At 73.3% G+C, this 16,126-nt stretch carries 16 protein-coding genes; 11 read left to right on the top strand and 5 right to left on the bottom strand.

Features of this window, described 5'->3' with window-relative positions; genetic code table 11:
* Positions 1 to 28 precede the first annotated feature (28 nt).
* The 3 genes from GA0070622_RS30905 (at position 29) to thpR (ending at position 2,524) form a co-directional block, all read left to right on the top strand.
* Complete coding sequence (locus GA0070622_RS30905) at positions 29 to 1,315, top strand: MFS transporter (protein ID WP_091583287.1); 1,287 nt, start codon at positions 29 to 31, stop codon at positions 1,313 to 1,315.
* 116 nt (positions 1,316 to 1,431) lie between these two features.
* On the top strand, positions 1,432 to 1,941 hold the full coding sequence (locus GA0070622_RS30900) for a hypothetical protein (RefSeq protein WP_091583282.1): 510 nt from the start codon (positions 1,432 to 1,434) through the stop codon (positions 1,939 to 1,941).
* 4 nt (positions 1,942 to 1,945) lie between these two features.
* The gene (gene thpR, locus GA0070622_RS30895; RefSeq protein WP_091583278.1) at positions 1,946 to 2,524 is read left to right on the top strand and encodes an RNA 2',3'-cyclic phosphodiesterase; all 579 of its coding nucleotides are present in this window, start codon (positions 1,946 to 1,948) and stop codon (positions 2,522 to 2,524) included.
* A 152-nt stretch (positions 2,525 to 2,676) separates the two neighbouring features.
* Here thpR and GA0070622_RS30890 read toward each other — a convergent pair whose 3' ends face one another.
* The 4 genes from GA0070622_RS30890 to GA0070622_RS30875 form a co-directional block, all read right to left on the bottom strand.
* Positions 2,677 to 3,663, bottom strand: coding sequence for an aldo/keto reductase (locus GA0070622_RS30890; protein ID WP_091583275.1), 987 nt, complete (start codon positions 3,661 to 3,663; stop codon positions 2,677 to 2,679).
* 63 nt (positions 3,664 to 3,726) lie between these two features.
* Positions 3,727 to 4,815, bottom strand: coding sequence for a septation protein SepH (sepH, locus tag GA0070622_RS30885; RefSeq protein WP_091583270.1), 1,089 nt, complete (start codon positions 4,813 to 4,815; stop codon positions 3,727 to 3,729).
* 191 nt (positions 4,816 to 5,006) lie between these two features.
* Positions 5,007 to 6,134, bottom strand: a complete 1,128-nt coding sequence (gene serC / locus GA0070622_RS30880; protein ID WP_091583266.1) for a phosphoserine transaminase — start codon at positions 6,132 to 6,134, stop codon at positions 5,007 to 5,009.
* A 259-nt stretch (positions 6,135 to 6,393) separates the two neighbouring features.
* Entirely contained in the window at positions 6,394 to 7,500 is a 1,107-nt protein-coding gene (locus GA0070622_RS30875) for a citrate synthase 2 (RefSeq protein WP_091583263.1), read from the bottom strand.
* A gap of 272 nt (positions 7,501 to 7,772) precedes the next feature.
* On the opposite strand from GA0070622_RS30875, the gene pdxH reads away from it, so the two are divergent.
* From pdxH to GA0070622_RS30840, 7 genes are all read left to right on the top strand, one after another.
* A complete protein-coding gene (pdxH, locus tag GA0070622_RS30870; protein ID WP_091583259.1) occupies positions 7,773 to 8,402 on the top strand; it encodes a pyridoxamine 5'-phosphate oxidase in 630 nt (209 codons plus the stop codon).
* Complete coding sequence (locus tag GA0070622_RS30865) at positions 8,399 to 9,691, top strand: MFS transporter (protein ID WP_091583256.1); 1,293 nt, start codon at positions 8,399 to 8,401, stop codon at positions 9,689 to 9,691. The genes pdxH and GA0070622_RS30865 overlap by 4 nt, the downstream gene beginning before the upstream one ends.
* Positions 9,692 to 9,707: 16 nt before the next feature.
* Positions 9,708 to 10,634 carry an aldose 1-epimerase family protein gene (locus GA0070622_RS30860; RefSeq protein ID WP_091583253.1) on the top strand — a complete coding sequence of 309 codons (927 nt, stop codon included), beginning with the start codon at positions 9,708 to 9,710 and terminating at the stop codon, positions 10,632 to 10,634.
* Between the two features lie 2 nt (positions 10,635 to 10,636).
* On the top strand, positions 10,637 to 11,239 hold the full coding sequence (locus GA0070622_RS30855; RefSeq protein WP_091584286.1) for a nitroreductase family protein: 603 nt from the start codon (positions 10,637 to 10,639) through the stop codon (positions 11,237 to 11,239).
* A 54-nt stretch (positions 11,240 to 11,293) separates the two neighbouring features.
* Positions 11,294 to 11,599, top strand: a complete 306-nt coding sequence (locus GA0070622_RS30850) for a type II toxin-antitoxin system VapB family antitoxin (RefSeq protein ID WP_089154454.1) — start codon at positions 11,294 to 11,296, stop codon at positions 11,597 to 11,599.
* A gap of 31 nt (positions 11,600 to 11,630) precedes the next feature.
* Entirely contained in the window at positions 11,631 to 12,791 is a 1,161-nt protein-coding gene (locus tag GA0070622_RS30845) for an acyl-CoA dehydrogenase family protein (RefSeq protein ID WP_091583249.1), read from the top strand.
* A gap of 100 nt (positions 12,792 to 12,891) precedes the next feature.
* A complete protein-coding gene (locus GA0070622_RS30840) occupies positions 12,892 to 13,656 on the top strand; it encodes a DUF4230 domain-containing protein (protein ID WP_091583246.1) in 765 nt (254 codons plus the stop codon).
* 513 nt (positions 13,657 to 14,169) lie between these two features.
* Here the strand turns inward: GA0070622_RS30840 and GA0070622_RS30835 are convergent.
* Positions 14,170 to 14,373, bottom strand: coding sequence for a PspC domain-containing protein (locus GA0070622_RS30835; protein ID WP_026267959.1), 204 nt, complete (start codon positions 14,371 to 14,373; stop codon positions 14,170 to 14,172).
* 364 nt (positions 14,374 to 14,737) lie between these two features.
* On the opposite strand from GA0070622_RS30835, the gene GA0070622_RS30830 reads away from it, so the two are divergent.
* Positions 14,738 to 16,108 carry an L-serine ammonia-lyase gene (locus GA0070622_RS30830; protein WP_091583244.1) on the top strand — a complete coding sequence of 457 codons (1,371 nt, stop codon included), beginning with the start codon at positions 14,738 to 14,740 and terminating at the stop codon, positions 16,106 to 16,108.
* The last annotated feature ends 18 nt before the right edge of the window (positions 16,109 to 16,126 follow it).

The following is a 16,126-nucleotide window of genomic DNA, read 5'->3' as shown; positions in this document are numbered from 1 at the left end:
GTACCCGACGCGAGGAGGCGCACCTAGAGTGCAGGCCAAGCTGAGCACGATGTTCCAGTCCCTACGAGTCCGCAACTACCGACTCTTCGCCACCGGGCAGCTGATCAAACTGATCGGCGTCTGGATGATGTTCATCGCCCAGGACTGGCTCGTCCTCGAGCTCAGCGACAACTCCGCGACCGCGCTCGGCGTGGTCACCGCGTTGCAGTTCACCCCCGTACTCCTGCTCACCCTGCTCTCCGGCCGGCTCGCCGACCGCTACGACAAGCGGATGCTGCTCTTCGTCGCCAACGCGTTCTGGACCGTGCTGGCGCTCGGGATGAGCCTGCTGGTCGTCACCGGCGTCGTGCAGCTCTGGCACGTCTTCGCGTTCGCCGCCCTGCTCGGCGTCGCCAACGCGGTGGAGACCCCGGTCCGGCAGGCGTTCGTCTCCGAGCTGGTCGGCATGCCGCTGCTGCCGAACGCGCTCTCGCTCAACGCGGCCGTGTTCAACTCCGCCCGGATCGTCGGCCCGGCCGTCGCCGGCCTGGCCATCGCCGCCTTCGACGTCGGCCCGGTCTTCCTGGTCACCGCGCTCAGCTCGATCGCCCCGCTGGTCAACGTCGTGCGGATGCGCCCGCAGGAGCTGCACCGCAAGGACCTGCCGCCGGCCGGCGAGCGGGACCAGGCGCGGGTGGTGGACGGCCTGCGCTACGTGGCGCGCCGCCCCGACCTCCTGCTGCCGATGGTCGTCATGTCGGTGATCGGGATGAGCCTGTTCAACTTCCAGCTCACCCTCGCCGCGCTGGCCAAGACCGTGTTCCACACCGGCGCCGCCTCGTTCGGCCTGTTCAGCACCGCGCTGGCGGTCGGCGCGCTGGTGGGCGCGCTCGCCGGGACCGGCCGGCGCAGCCGGCCCTCGGTCTGGCTGGTGCTCGGCGCGGCGATCGGCTGCGCCAGCTTCGGCACCCTGGTCGGGCTCGCGCCGGCGTACTGGATGGTGGTCTCGCTCCTGCTGCCCACCGGGTTCTTCATGGTCTTCTTCGCCCAGGCCGCCAACCAGCGCGTGCAGCTCGGCGTCGACGCCTCCTTCCGGGGACGGGTGATGGCGCTGTGGGTGCTGGTGTTCCTGGGGACGAACCCGGTCGGCGCGCCGATCATCGGGTGGGTGGCCGAGCGGTTCGGCGCCGGCGCGAGCATCTGGATGGGTGGCCTGATCTCACTGGCCGCGGCGCTGCTGGCGCTCACCTGGCAGCTGCGCCGCTCCGGTGCCCGGCTGCGGATGCGGGTGCTGCCGATGCCCCGCTTCTACGTGGTGTCCCCCGGGGCCGAGTGAAAGGAGGGGCCCCCTCTTAACGCATTCGGTAGAGGAGGGGTCCCCTTTTAACACCCGTACCAGTCGGATTCCCGGAACGGGTGGCAGCCGGGTGCGGCAGGGCTTAGCGTCGATGTGTGGGATTGGGGCAGGAGCTGCTACTCGCGCTGACGATCCTCGCCGTCTGCTGCCTGCCCGCTCTGATCGCGCTGGTCTTCTGCGCCGACGAGATCCTCGACCGGGTCGCCTGCGGCTGGGCCGACTGGCGCGACCGACGCCGCGAACGCCGCACCGTCGCCCGACTCGACCGGGCCATCGAGGCCGAGGCGCTGACCCGCGACATCGACCTCACCGAGTTCGACCGGGAGGGCCGCCGCCCGCTGGAGCAGCTCGCCATCGACCTGCGCCGGCTCGGCGGCCACCGGCTCGCCGCCGCCGACCGTTCGGTGGTGTGGCACGGCGCGGTCATCGAGGCGTACGACGAGCGGCTGCGGGCCGCCTGCCGGGCCCTGGGCATCGCCGAGCACCTGGCCGAGCTGGACGGCGTCGACCGGGAGATCGAACGGGTACGCGTCGAGGGGCTGCTGCACGCCGCCGGGCTGACCCTGCCCGCCGCGCGGGCGGCGCACCACCAGCGGCACCGCTGACCGGGTGCGCCTCTTCGCGGCGGTCTACCCGCCCCCGGCGGCGGTCGCCGACCTGGCCCGGCGGATCACCGGGCTGCGTGTCGGCGCCGCCTCCGCCGCCGGCGTCAAGGTGCGGCTCGCCGACCCGGATCACCTGCACCTGACGCTGGCCTTCCTCGGCGACGTGCCGGACGACCGGCTGGTCGCCGTCGAGAGCGCGCTCGGGCTGGCCGCGCAGGCGTTCCGCGACGGCCGGGTCGGCTCACCTCGGCTGCGCCTCGGCGGTGGCGGCAGCTTCGGTCAGGGGCGTTCCACGGTGCTGTGGGTGGACGTGCGGGGTGAGGCCGACGCGCTGGACACGCTCGCCCGGTTGGTGCGCGACAGGCTGCGCCGGGCCGAGCTGCCCCACGACGACAAGCCGTTCCGTGCCCACCTGACCATCGCCCGTCCCGGTGACCGGGTCGCCGCCGCCGACGTCTGCGCCGACCGCGAGGATCTGCACAGGTACGAGGGTCCGGAGTGGCCGGCCGACGAGCTGGTCCTGGTCCGCAGCCACCTGGGGCGGAACGCTCGCCACACCCGCCTCGCCGCCTGGCCGCTGTGACAGCTCGCCGCCTGGCGGCTGTGACAGCTGGCCACCGGCATCCGCAGCGTTGAGCTGCCGGCTGCCGGCTGCCCGTCACCCGTCATGCGGCGCCGTGTTAACAAGGGCCCCCGCCTATACCGGAGGCGTTAAGCGGGGGCCCTTCCTTGCACCTACCAGGCCCAGGCCTCGGGGCCGGGGCCGCCGTTGCCGACGGGCGGGAACAGCTCGTCGAGGCGGGTGAGGGTGGGGTCGTCCAGGTGCACGTCGAGGGCGCCGAGGTTCCGGTCGAGTTGGTCCATGGTGCGCGGACCGACGATCGGGGCGGTCACGCCCGGCCGGGACAGCAGCCACGCCAGCGCCACGTCGGCCGGGTCCTGGCCGAGGTCAGCGCAGAGCTTCTCGTACGCCTCGATGGTGGTCCGGTGCTCGGCCAGCGCGTCGGCCGAGCGGCCGCTGGCGCCCCGGGCCGCGCTGCCGTCGGCCATCTTGCGGATGATCCCGGAGAGCAGCCCGCCGTGCAGTGGCGACCAGGGGATGATGCCCAGGCCGTAGTGCTGCGCGGCCGGGATCACCTCCAACTCGACGTGCCGGGTGAGCAGGTTGTAGATGGACTGCTCGGAGACGAGGCCGAGGAAGTTGCGCTTGCCGGCCGCCGCCTGTGCCTGCGCGATGTGCCAGCCGGCGAAGTTGGACGACCCGACGTAGAGCACCTTGCCCTGGGCAACCAGCGTCTCCATCGCCTGCCAGATCTCCTCCCACGGCGTGGTCCGGGAGACGTGGTGCATCTGGTAGAGGTCGATGGTGTCGGTCTGGAGCCGCCGCAGCGAGTCCTCACAGGCCCGGATGATGTGCCGGGCGCTCAAGCCCTGGTCGTTGGGCCACTCGCCCATCTTGCCGTAGACCTTCGTGGCCAGGACGACCTTGTCGCGCCGCCCGCCGCCCTGGGCGAACCAGCGGCCGACGATCTGCTCGGTCACGCCCTCGCCGAGCTTCCAGCCGTAGACGTTCGCGGTGTCGAAGAAGTTGATCCCGTGTTCGAGCGCCCGGTCCATGATGGCGAAGCTGTCCGGCTCGTCGGTCTGCGGCCCGAAGTTCATCGTGCCGAGGCAGAGCCGGCTCACCGACAGTCCGGTGCGTCCCAGGTTCGTGTACTCCATGGGTCCACCCTGGCACGCGGGCACTTCGAGTGCCTTGTCGACGAGCCAGGGCGGACCGGAGGATCAGGAGGACTCGCGGGCCGCCGGGCCGCTGCCGAACAGCACGTCGTCCCAGCTCGGGAGCCGCTTGCGCGGCTTGCCGGCGGCGTCGGTGGACTCGTTGCCCGAGCCGCCGGACGCCGCCGCCGGACCGGTGCGCCGAGGCCGCAGCACAGCCAGCGACGGCACGGCCGGGACCTCCTTCGGCGCGTCCGAGTCGTCGTCGAACGCCGAACCCTGCCCGCCGCCGAGCAGCGCGGCGGCACCACCGGCGACCGCCCGCTGGCGGGGGGCGTCCGACCCGGCCAGCGCGGCCGGGGACCGGGTGTCGAGGCCACGGCCGGACGTGCCGCCGAGCGGCCGGTCCAGCGAGGCGAGCAGCGCGTCGCGGCCGGCGCGGATCGGGTCCCGCCCCGGACGGGCGTGGTCGGACGCGGCCGGCAGGCCGTGCCCGCCCCGGCTCGGCTCGCCGCGCGACGGGCCGGGCAGCGCGTGGCCGCCCCGCTCCGGCGCCGGCTCCTGGCCGAGGATCGGCGTCGGACGCTCGGCGCACAGGTATTGGGCCATGTCGTCGTGCGGGGCGACGTTCTGCCGGGTCTTGTCGAGATCCCAGACCGCCTGGGCGGTGGCCTTGCCGGACGGCCAGGTGGCGATGATCCGCCAGGTGCCGTCGTCGCGACGGTAGGCGTCCCAGGAGATCTTCTCGGTGTCGATCCCGTGCTGGGCCAGCCGACCGTTGACCACCTCGGCCAGCGGGGTGGGCTTCTCCGCGCCCTTGAGCCGGGTGCGGCGGGCGTGCTGGGCGAGCATGGCCCGCTCCTGGAGCACCGGGCCGGCGTAGCGCAGCACCCGGTCGACCGGCACGCCGGCGATGCGGGCGACGTCCTCCGCGGACTCGCCGGAGCGGATCCGGGCCTGGATGTCGCGCGGGGACAGGGACGGCGTCGGGTCGGTGGCGGACGGCACCACGGCGAGCGGGGGCGCGCCCGGCTCGGCGTGCAGCGCCGAGGCGATGCGCTCGTCGATGGGCAACGCGAGCAGGCGCCCCACCTCGTCGGCGAGCACCAGGGCCTGGCCGTCCTCGGAGAGGGCGACGAAGCGTACTGGGCGCATGGGCTTGCCTCCGTCCCGCTTCGCTGGCCGTCACGCCACGGGAGCCGGCCACCCGGGCGTCTCGCACCACCGTACGCTCATCTACCCGGACATGGGGACTGCGACACCCCGGCATGTCGCGACTGAGCTGCGGCAATGATCACGGTGGGTGGCCGCCGGAGCCCCGACGACCACCCACCGTGACGGAACGATCAGAGTCGCTCGACCACGTAGTCGACGGACGCGGTGAGCGCCTCGACGTCGGCCGGCTCGACGGCCGGGAAGAGCGCCACCCGCAGCTGGTTGCGGCCGAGCTTGCGGTAGGGCTCGGTGTCGACGATGCCGTTGGCGCGCAGCGCCTTGGCGATCGCGGTAGCGTCCACCCCGTCGGCGAAGTCGACGGTGGCGACCACGTTGGAGCGCAGCGCCGGGTCCGACACGAACGGGGTGGCGAACGACGAGCGCTCGGCCCAGCCGTACACGATGCCGGCGCTCTCGGCGGTGCGCTTGGCCGCCCAGGCCAGGCCGCCCTGGGAGTTCATCCAGTCGGTCTGCTCGGCGGCCAGGAAGATGGTGGCCAGCGCGGGCGTGTTGTACGTCTGCTCCAGCCGCGAGTTGTCGATCGCGGTGACCAGGTCGAGGAAGGCCGGGATGTAGCGACCCGAGGACTTGATCTCGGTGGCCCGGGCGAGCGCGGCCGGCGACATCAGCGCCAGCCAGAGGCCGCCGTCGGAACCGAAGCACTTCTGCGGGGCGAAGTAGTAGACGTCGGTCTCGCCGACGTTGACGTCCAGGCCGCCGGCGCCGGAGGTGGCGTCGACCAGCAGCAGCGAGCCCTCGTCGGCGCCCGGCACCCGGCTGATCGGCACCGCCACGCCGGTCGAGGTCTCGTTGTGCGGGGTGGCGTAGACGTCCACGCCCGCCTCGGCGACCAGGGACGGCGCGCTGCCCGCCTCGGACTTGCGCACGGTCGGCTCGCCCAGGAACGGGGCGTCGGAGACCGACTTGGCGAACTTGGCGCCGAACTCGCCGAAGCTGGCGAACTGGGCCCGGTCACGGATCAGGCCGAACGTGGCGACCTCCCAGAACGCGGTGGTGCCGCCGTTGCCGATCACCACCTCGTACCCCTCGGGGAGGGAGAAGAACTCGGCCAGGCCACGGCGCAGCCGGGCGACCTGGTCCCGGACCGTCTTCTGCCGGTGCGACGTGCCCAGGTAGCTGGTGGCGACGTCGGCGAGCGCGGAGACCGCGGCCGGACGGACCTTGGAGGGCCCGCAGCCGAAGCGTCCGTCGGCGGGCCTGAGGTCGTCGGGAATCCGGATGGTCGGTGCGTCAGCCACGGTTGTCTCGATCCTTCCGCATGGGCGAGGGCGGGCCCTTCCTGCGGGCGCGGACCGGCGACCGGCTCGTGCGTCGGGCGCACGGGACGGCCGGGATCCGAACCCGGCCGGCAGCGCTGCCGGCCTTCATCCTCGCACCCGACCGGCCGCGACCGGCCGCTGGTCCCACGCCCGGCCCTGAGGCGTACGCCACAGCGCGGGCGTTAAGAAGGGGCCCCGCCTATGCGGAATGCGTTAAGAAGGGGCCCCTCCTTGCACCTCAGACGCCGTGGGGGATGGCGTCCCAGCCCTCGACCTGCTGCGGCTTGCGGGTGCCCGGGCCGACGTAGGTGGCGGACGGGCGGACCAGCCGCTGGAGCTTCTTCTGCTCCAGGATGTGCGCGGACCAGCCGCCCATCCGGGCGCAGGTGAACATCGAGGTGAACATGTGCGCCGGCACCTCGGCGAAGTCCAGCACCACGGCCGACCAGAACTCGACGTTGGTGGCCAGGACGCGGTCCGGGCGGCGGGCCTGAAGCTCGGCCAGGGCGGCCTTCTCCAGCGCCTCGGCCACCTCGAAGCGGGGCGCGCCCAGCTCCTTGGCGGTGCGCCGGAGCACGCGGGCGCGCGGGTCCTCGGCCCGGTAGACCCGGTGCCCGAAGCCCATCAGCCGCTCGCCCCGGTCGAGCACGCCCTTGACGTAGCCCTCGGCGTCGCCGCTGCGCTCGACCGCCTCCAGCATGGTCAGCACCCGCGACGGCGCGCCGCCGTGCAGCGGGCCGGAAAGCGCGCCGATGCCGGAGGAGATGCAGGCCGCGGCGTCCGCGCCGGTGGAGGCGACGATCCGGGCGGTGAAGGTGGAGGCGTTCAGGCCGTGCTCGGCGGCCGAGATGAAGTACGCGTCGACGGCCTTGACGTGCCGCGGGTCGGGCTCGCCCCGCCAGCGCTTCATGAACCGCTCGACGATCGTCTCCGCCTTGTCGATCTCCTTCTGCGGCACGGCCGGCAGGCCCAGCCCGCGCGCCGACTGGGCGACGAAGGACAGCGCGGTGACCGACACCCGGGCCAGGTCCTCGCGGGCCTGCTCGTCGGAGATGTCGAGGAGCTGGTTGAGACCCCAGTAGGGGGCCAGCATGGCGACCGCGGACTGCACGTCGACGCGGATGTCGCCGGAGTGCACCGGCACCGGGAACGGCTCGGCCGGCGGCAGGCCGGGGCCGAACCGGCCGTCCACCAGCAGCGCCCAGACGTTGCCGAAGGAGACCTGGCCGATCAGATCCTCGATGTCCACGCCCCGGTAGCGCAGGGATCCGCCCGCGCGGTCGGGTTCGGCGATCTCGGTCTCGAAGGCTACGACGCCCTCGAGGCCCGGCTTGAAATCGGACATGTCGTCTCCTGGCTTGGGCTCGGTGCGCCCGGGCGGGCTGATCCGGCCCCGCAGCTCAGGCGACCCTCAGGGAAGTGGTTCGTGACATCTTGCCCGGTGGGTAACCAGGTGCGCGACCCGCTGGCGGTGTGCGCCACGTGACATCCCCGCCGGTGGACACCGGGGCGGGGAGGAGAAGACTGGGTGGCGGGGCCTGGCCAGCGTCGGGGGACGCCGGCACGCCCGGGAGAGGAACGGCGAGAGTGACAGGCGACACACCCACCCCGGCCGGCATGCGTAACGAGTACGCCGCCGACCTGGGCCTTTCCGAGCCGGACCTGGCACCGGACTGGCACACCCAGTTCGGCCGCTGGTTCGCCGACGCGGTGGCCCACCCGCTGCCCGAGCCGAACGCGATGGTGGTGGGCACCGCCGACGCCGAGGGCCGGCCCAGCGGACGCACGGTGCTGCTCAAGGGGTACGACCCGGAGGGGTTCGTCTTCTTCACCAACTACCGCTCGCGCAAGGGCGTCGAGGCGACCGCCAACCCGTGGGCCAGCCTCGTCTTCCCCTGGTTCCCGATGCAGCGGCAGGTCACCGTCGCCGGCCGGGTGGAGCGGGTCGACCGGGCCGAGACCGAGGCGTACTTCGCCGGCCGGCCGCGCGGCTCCCAGCTCGGGGCGTGGGCCAGCACCCAGTCCGAGGTGGTGCCGGACCGGGCCGCGCTGGACGCGGCGTACCGGGCGGCGGCGGAGCGGTTCGCCGGCGTGGAGCCGATCCCCGCGCCGCCGCACTGGGGCGGCTTCCGGGTCCGCCCGGAGACGGTGGAGTTCTGGCAGGGCCGGGCCGGCCGGCTGCACGACCGGCTGCGGTTCCGGCGTGCCGGCGACGGCGTCTGGGTCGTCGAGCGGCTCGCACCGTGACGGAGGTCACCAGGACCCGGCCGCGCGGGGCGCGCCGCTGGGCGATCGACCTGCGCCCGCTGGGCGTGCCCGCGTACCGGCGGGTGTGGCTCGGCAACGCGGTGGCGATGTTCGGCTTCCAGTTCACCGCCGTCGCGGTGCCGGTGGAGATGTTCGACCTGACCGGCGGCTCGTTCTGGGTCGGCCTGCTGGGCATCGCCGGGTTCGTGCCGCTGCTGGTCTTCGGGTTGTGGGGCGGAGCGGTCGCCGACGCGCGGGACCGGCGGCGGGTGCTGCTCGCCGCCGGCGCCCTGCTCTGGGCCGCCACGCTGGGGCTGCTGGTGCAGTCACTGGCCGGGGCGGGCAGTCCGATGCTGCTCCTGCTGCTGGTGGCCGTGCAGACGGTGGCGTTCGCGATCACCTCGCCGGCCCGCAGCGCGATCCTGCCCCGGCTGGTGCCGGCCGAGCTGGTCCCGGCCGCCACCACGCTGAACTACACCACGTTCACCGCCGCGGCCGTCTTCGGCCCGCTCGCCGCCGGCCTGATCTTCGCCGCCTGGCGGGTCGACGTGGCGTTGCCCATCGCGTACGGGGTGGACGCGCTGCTGTTCACCGTCTCGCTCTGGGCCACCCTGCGGCTACCGGCGATGCCACCGGAGCCGGACCCTGACGGCGGCGTCCGCAAGGCCGGGCTGGCCAGCATCGTCGACGGTTTCCGCTACCTGGCCACCACGCCGGTGCTGCTGCTCTCGTTCGCCATCGACCTGATCGCGATGATCCTGGCGATGCCGCGGGCGCTCTTCCCGGAGCTGGCGCAGGAGCGGTTCGGCGGCGGCGCGGCGGTCGGCTGGCTCTACAGCTCGATCGCCATCGGCGCGATGCTGGGCGGCCTCACCTCCGGCTGGATCGGCCGGGTCCGCCGGCAGGGGCTGGCGCTCACCGTGGCCGTGGTCGGCTGGGGCGTGGCGATCGCGTGCGCCGGCCTGGCCGGCCAGCTCTGGCTGGCGGTGCTGCTGCTCGGTGTGGCCGGCGCCGCCGACCTGGTCAGCGCGACGCTGCGGCAGTCGATGCTGCTGGTCTACGCGCCGGACCGGATGCGCGGCCGGCTCCAGGGTGTGAACACGGTGGTGGTGGCCGGTGGGCCACGGCTGGGCGACCTGCGGGCCGGCGCCATGGCCGCCGGTTTCGGCACCGGGTTCGCCATGATCGGCGGCGGTCTCGCGGCGGCCGTGCTCGCGACGCTGCTGGTGGTGGCGTTCCCCGCGCTGCTGCGCTATCGCGCGACCACCCACGCCGACGACGGTCGCTGACGGTAGGGTCCCGGACATGGGGATCGACGTGCAGCCACCGTCCGGGACACAGTGGACCATCGCCGCCGACGGCCACGAGGCCGTCGTGGTGGAGGTGGGCGGTGGGCTGCGGGCCTACCGGCACGACGGCCGGGACTACCTCGACGGGTACGCCGAGGACGAGCTCTGCCCCGGCTCGGCCGGGCACGTGCTCGCCCCGTGGCCGAACCGGATCCGCGACGGCGTCTACACGTTCGGGGACCGCTCGTTGCAGCTCGACCTGACCGAGCCGGAGCGGCACAACGCCCTGCACGGCCTGGTCAACTGGGTCCGGTGGGAGCTGGTCGAGCAGTCGGCGGAGAGCGTCACGCTCGGCTACGACCTGCCGCCCACCCCCGGTTACCCGTGGGCGCTGCGGCTGCGCAGCCGGTGGAGCGTCGGCCCGGAGGGTCTGCGCGCCGAGCACGAGGTGACGAACCTGTCCGCCGAGCCGGCGCCGTTCGGCTTCTCCGTGCACCCCTACTTCCAGCTGCCCAAGGTCGGCGTCGACGAGCTGCTGATGCGCGTACCGGGGCGGAGCCGGGTGCAGGTGGACGGCCGGCTGCTGCCGCTGGCGGCGAGCGCGGTGAGCGGCACCGAGTTCGACTTCACCGCCCCCCGCCCGATCGGTGACCTGGTGCTCGACATGGCCTTCGGCGACGTGGAGCGGGAGGCCGACGGCGGCTCGGCGGTGACGCTCGGCGCGCCGGACGGCTCGTCGTCGCTGCGGATCTGGGCGGACCGCGAGTTCGGCTGGTGGCAGGTCTTCACCGGCGACACGCTCGGCGGCGAGCGGCACCGTCGGTCGGTCGCGGTGGAGCCGATGACCTGCCCGCCGGACGCGTTCCGGTCCGGGCGGGACCTGATCACGCTCGACGCCGGCCAGACGTGGCGGGGCGTCTGGGGCGTCCGGCCGGCGGCCTGACCGTGGAGTTCGCCGAGGTCGTCCGGCGACGCCGGATGGTGCGCAACTACGACCCGGACCGGCCGGTGCCGCCCGAGGTGGTGGACCGGCTGCTGGCGCACGCGCTGCGGGCGCCGTCGGCCGGGTTCGCGCAGGGCTGGGGCTTCCTGGTGTTGGAGGAGCCGGACGACCGGGCGCGGTTCTGGTCGGCGGCAACGCCGGACGGCGGTGGCCGGGAACGTTGGCTGACCGGCATGCGCCGGGCCCCGCTGATCGTGGTGCCGCACGCCAACCGGGACGCCTACCTCGACCGGTACGCCGAGCCGGACAAGGGTTGGGCGGACCGCGCCGAGGAACGCTGGCCGGTGCCCTACTGGTACGTGGACACCGGCTTCGCCGCGCTGATGATGCTGCTCACCGCCGTGGACGAGGGGTTGGGCGCCTGTTTCTTCGGCATCCCGCCGCAGCGGGCCGGGGCGTACCGGGAGGCGTTCGGGGTACCGCCGGAGCTGCACCCGATCGGCGCGATCACCATTGGTTACCGAGCCGTCGACCACCGGTCACCGTCGCTGCGCCGGGGGCGGCGTCCGGTGCAGGATGTGGTCCGGCGGGGACGGTGGAGTTGAGCGGTTAGGCTGGCAGCCACATCGTCAGCCGGGCCTGGGGGAGGAGAGCGCGCCGTGATCTTCAGGGCGGTCCGGGACGGGCGTCCCTACCCGGAGCACAACTTCACGCTGAAGCAGTGGGCCGAGATCCCACCGCGCCCGCTGCGGCTGGACCAGCTCATCACCACCAAGCGGGAGCTGGCGCTGGACAAGCTGCTCGCGGAGGACTCCACCTTCTACGGCGACCTCTTCCCGCACGTGGTGCAGTGGAACGGCGGGCTCTACCTGGAGGACGGCCTGCACCGGGCGCTGCGCGCCGCGCTCCAGCAACGCAACCAGATCCACGCGCGGGTGCTGGTCCTCGGCGACCAGGGCGAGTGACGCCCGCCTGAGGCTTGGTTAAGGTGACGCCATGACTCCTCTCGACCTGCTCGACATCGACGCGTCGCTGAGCGAGGAGGAGCGGCAGATCCGCGCCGTCGTGCGCCAGCTCGTGACCGACCGGGTACGCCCGCACGTCGCCGGGTGGTACGAGGACGGCGAGGTGCCGGCCCGCGAGCTGGCCCGCGAGTTCGGCAAGCTGGGCCTGCTCGGCATGCACCTGACCGGGTACGGCTGTGCCGGCGCGTCCGCCGTCGCGTACGGGCTGGCCTGCCTGGAGCTGGAGGCCGGCGACTCCGGCGTCCGGTCGCTGGTGTCGGTGCAGGGTTCGCTGGCCATGTACGCGATCTGGCGTTTCGGCAGCGAGGAGCAGAAGCAGCGGTGGCTGCCGGCCATGGCGACCGGCGAGGCGATCGGCTGCTTCGGGCTGACCGAGCCGGACCACGGCTCCGACCCGGCGTCGATGGCCACCCGCGCCCGCCGTGACGGCGACGACTGGATCCTCACCGGCGGCAAGATGTGGATCACCAACGCGCCGATCGCCGACGTCGCCGTGATCTGGGCCCGCACCGACGACGGTGTGCGCGGCTTCGCCGTACCGATGGACACGCCGGGGGTGACGGCGCGCGAGATCCGGCACAAGATGTCGCTGCGCGCGTCGCTGACCGGCGAGATCACCCTCGACGACGTGCGGCTGCCGGCGGACGCCCAGCTGCCCGGCGCGACCGGCCTGAAGGCGCCGCTGAGCTGCCTGACCGAGGCCCGCCACGGCATCGTCTGGGGCGCGCTCGGCGCGGCCCGCGACTGCCTGGAGACCGCCCTGGCGTACGCGACCACCCGTACCCAGTTCGGCCGGCCGCTGGCCGGCTTCCAGCTCACCCAGGCCAAGCTCGCCGACATGGCGGTGGAGTGGAACAAGGGGATGCTGCTCGCGCTGCACCTGGGCCGGCTGGCCGAGGCCGGGAAGCTGCGCCCGGAGCAGGTCAGCGTGGGCAAGCTGAACAACGTGCGGGAGGCGCTGGCCATCGCCCGGCAGTGCCGCACGATCCTCGGCGCGAACGGCGTCTCGGGGGAATATCCGGTGATGCGGCACGCCAACAACCTGGAGAGCGTGCTCACCTACGAGGGCACCTCGGAAATCCACCAGCTGGTCATCGGGCAGCGGCTGACCGGGCTTTCCGCCTTCGCCTGACCTGCCCGTTCACCCGATCGGGTCGCTCGACGAGCGACTGTCGCACGGTGCCCGTACCGTCATTGTCAGTCGATGTGTCGGACGAGGACGGTGAGGGGCGATGGCCCGCGACGGTGACATCAACCAGCCCACCAGGGAGTTCCCGGAATACCCGACCAGCGAGTCCCTGCGCGACCGGGCGGATTCCCCGCTCGAACCCGAGCCGGGTGGCCGGGCGCCTGGCGGCGGCCCGGCACGCGGTCTGCTCTGGGTGCTCGGCGCGGCCGCGCTGGCGGTGGTGGTGCTGCTCGGCGTGCAGGCGACCGGCCTGCTGCCCGACTTCCGCAACCCGTTCGCCAAGGAGCAGACCGACCGCAGCCAGCCGCCGCTGCTCAAGTCGATCCGTGACCTGAGCCGCTACGTCGCCGCGGAGGGCAACTTCCAGGTGGTAGTCGACGTGCAGAACGACCGGCGCAACGTGCCCGACTTCCTGCTCAACGAGCGCACGCTGTTCGTCGGGGCCGGCCGGGTCGAGGCGTACGTCGACTTCACGAAGATCGCCGACGGCGCCGTGGTGGTCTCCGACGACGGCAAGTCCGTCGAGATCAAGCTGCCCGCGCCGCAGCTCGGCGAGACCGATCTGGACATGGACAAGAGCTACGTCTTCGCCGAGGAGCGGGGCCTGATCAACCGGCTCAACGACCTGGTGTCCGGCGACCCCAACCGGCAGCAGCAGGTCTACAAGCTGGCCGAGGACCGGATCACCGCCGCCGCCCGGGACAGCGGGCTCGGCGCGCGGGCCGAGGCGAACACCCGCAAGATGCTGGAGGGGCTGCTGCGCTCCCTCGGCTACGAGAAGGTGACGGTCACCTACACGGCACCCTGACCTGTCACGACGCGCCCCGCCCCGGTCGTTCCGGAGCGGGGCGCCGTCGTGTCCGCCACCCGCTCCGGCCGCCGCGCGGCGGCCTGTCCCGTCCCCGCCGCCCCGTCCCCGCCGCCCCGTCCCCGCCACCCCGTCCCCGCCACCCAGGCTCAGCGTGTCGGCCCCGCCACCCCCGGCTCAGCCGCGCCGCCCCGGGCTCAGCGTGTCGGCCGCGCTGCCCCGGGCCCGCAGCCCCCGCCCCAGCGCCCCGCCCCAGCGCCCCCGCCCCAGGGCCCTAGGCCCCGACGGCGCGGTCCTGGCATCCCGGGCCCCGGCCGCTCGGCATCCCGGCGGCTCGGCCCTGGCGTCGACGGGGGCACATGAGTTCGGAGCGATATACCGCTGAGTCATAAATATGACCCAGCGGTATATCGGTCTTCGGGGGAATCGACCAGTGACTCACTACGGACAGTGACCCGGCTTCCCGCCACCCGTTCTCATTAGGCCGCGCAGCTCGGGCCGGGCGGCGTCGGGTCAGCGGGTGGCGAGGTAGCGGTCCTCGTTCGGCATCAGGATCCACAGGACCAGGTAGACGATCACCTGGGTGCCGGGCAGCAGCAACGACAGCAGGAACAGCAGCCGGACCATGCCGGCCGACATGCCGAACCGCTGCCCCAGGCCGGCGCAGACACCGGCGATCATGCGCCCCTGGCGGGGCCGGACCAGTTTGCGACTCATCGTCGTCTCCCACTTCTGCGGCGATCCGCCGCGCTGATTCCACGGTAGGAAGGGGTGCGCGCCGCGCCCTCGGCCCCGAGGAGGATCGGCGACCCGGGCACCCGTAGGTGCTTACCCCGGCGCACCCCCGCCGACGCGTCCACCGACGCTCGTCGATGCGCGCCGTGGGGCTGACTGCTCGGGTCCTTCAGCGCGGGCCGCGGGGCGCATGTGGCGGGGTGGGGCGGGTAGTGAGCTGGGGAGGTAGGCTCGCCGGTCGGGCGCCCACACCCCGGGCGCCGGGCCGTCGAACCCGCCGAGCGGGCATACGGCACGCACCGGTTCGGATCCGCACAACGGGGACGACGGCGAGGAAAGTGCAGCCATGATCAGTGTTTTCGATCTTTTCAGCGTCGGTATCGGGCCGTCCAGCTCGCACACCGTCGGGCCGATGCGGGCCGCCCGGACGTTCGTGGCGGGCCTCAAGGCCGACGGGCAGCTGGCCGACGTGACCCGGGTGCAGGCGGAGCTGTTCGGCTCGCTCGGCGCCACCGGCCACGGTCACGGCAGCGACCGCGCGGTGCTGCTCGGGCTGGAGGGCGAGGCCCCGGAGACGGTCGACACCGACACGGTCGGGCCGCGGGTGGAGCGGATCCGCGCCGAGCGGCGGCTCCGCCTGGTCGGCAGTCAGGAGGTCGACTTCGACCCGGACCGGGACCTCGTGCTGCACCGCCGGCGCTCGTTGCCGTACCACCCGAACGGGATGACGTTCGCGGCGTTCGACGCGGCCGGGAACGAGGTGCGTACGCGCACCTACTACTCGGTGGGCGGCGGGTTCGTGGTGGACGAGGCGGCCGCCGGGGCGGACCGGATCAAGCCGGACAGCACCCAGGTCCGGCACCCGTTCCTCACCGGCGCGGAGCTGCTCGACGTCACCACCCGCACCGGCCTGTCGATCAGCGAGGTGATGCTCGCCAACGAGCTGTCCTGGCGCAGTGAGGCGGACGTGCGCGCGGGGCTGCTGGAGATCTGGCGGGTGATGCGTGAGTGCGTGGAGAACGGGTGCACCCGCGACGGCGTACTCCCGGGTGGGTTGAAGGTCCGCCGCCGCGCGGCCGAGCTGCGGCGCGGCCTGGAGGCGGAGGGCGAGGGCAACGACCCGCTGCGGGCCATGGACTGGGTGACGCTGTTCGCGCTCGCGGTCAACGAGGAGAACGCGGCCGGCGGCCGGGTGGTCACCGCGCCGACGAACGGGGCCGCCGGGATCATCCCGGCCGTGCTGCACTACTACACCCGGTTCGTCCCGGGCGCCTCCGAGGAGGGGGTGGTGCGGTTCCTGCTGGCCGCCGGCGCGATCGGCGTGCTGTTCAAGGAGAACGCCTCGATCTCCGGCGCGGAGGTCGGCTGCCAGGGTGAGGTCGGCTCGGCGTGCTCGATGGCGGCGGCCGGGCTGGCCGAGGCGCTGGGTGGCACGCCGGAGCAGGTGGAGAACGCGGCCGAGATCGGCATGGAGCACAACCTCGGGCTCACCTGCGACCCGGTCGGCGGCCTGGTGCAGATCCCGTGCATCGAGCGCAACGCGGTGGCCAGCATCAAGGCGATCACGGCGGCCCGGCTGGCGCTGCGCGGCGACGGGGTGCACCACGTGTCGCTGGACAAGGTCATCAAGACCATGCGGGAGACCGGCGCCGACATGAAGGTCAAGTACAAGGAGACGGCGCGGGGCGGCCTCGCGGTCAACGTGATCGAGTGCTGACCCCGTTGGGGTGACCCC

Origin of the sequence: Micromonospora sediminicola (genome assembly GCF_900089585.1) — a bacterium.
Taxonomy (GTDB): domain Bacteria; phylum Actinomycetota; class Actinomycetes; order Mycobacteriales; family Micromonosporaceae; genus Micromonospora; species Micromonospora sediminicola.
This window is presented reverse-complemented; position numbering and strand designations above follow the sequence as displayed.

Coding starts and splice junctions, on each gene's coding strand:
- pdxH (WP_091583259.1), top strand. CDS start 7,773: ATGCGTAACGAGTACGCCGCCGACCTGGGCCTTTCCGAGCCGGACCTG.
- GA0070622_RS30835 (WP_026267959.1), bottom strand. CDS start 14,373: ATGAGTCGCAAACTGGTCCGGCCCCGCCAGGGGCGCATGATCGCCGGT.
- sepH (WP_091583270.1), bottom strand. CDS start 4,815: ATGCGCCCAGTACGCTTCGTCGCCCTCTCCGAGGACGGCCAGGCCCTG.
- GA0070622_RS30840 (WP_091583246.1), top strand. CDS start 12,892: ATGGCCCGCGACGGTGACATCAACCAGCCCACCAGGGAGTTCCCGGAA.
- GA0070622_RS30830 (WP_091583244.1), top strand. CDS start 14,738: ATGATCAGTGTTTTCGATCTTTTCAGCGTCGGTATCGGGCCGTCCAGC.
- GA0070622_RS30875 (WP_091583263.1), bottom strand. CDS start 7,500: ATGTCCGATTTCAAGCCGGGCCTCGAGGGCGTCGTAGCCTTCGAGACC.
- GA0070622_RS30845 (WP_091583249.1), top strand. CDS start 11,631: ATGACTCCTCTCGACCTGCTCGACATCGACGCGTCGCTGAGCGAGGAG.
- GA0070622_RS30890 (WP_091583275.1), bottom strand. CDS start 3,663: ATGGAGTACACGAACCTGGGACGCACCGGACTGTCGGTGAGCCGGCTC.
- GA0070622_RS30860 (WP_091583253.1), top strand. CDS start 9,708: ATGGGGATCGACGTGCAGCCACCGTCCGGGACACAGTGGACCATCGCC.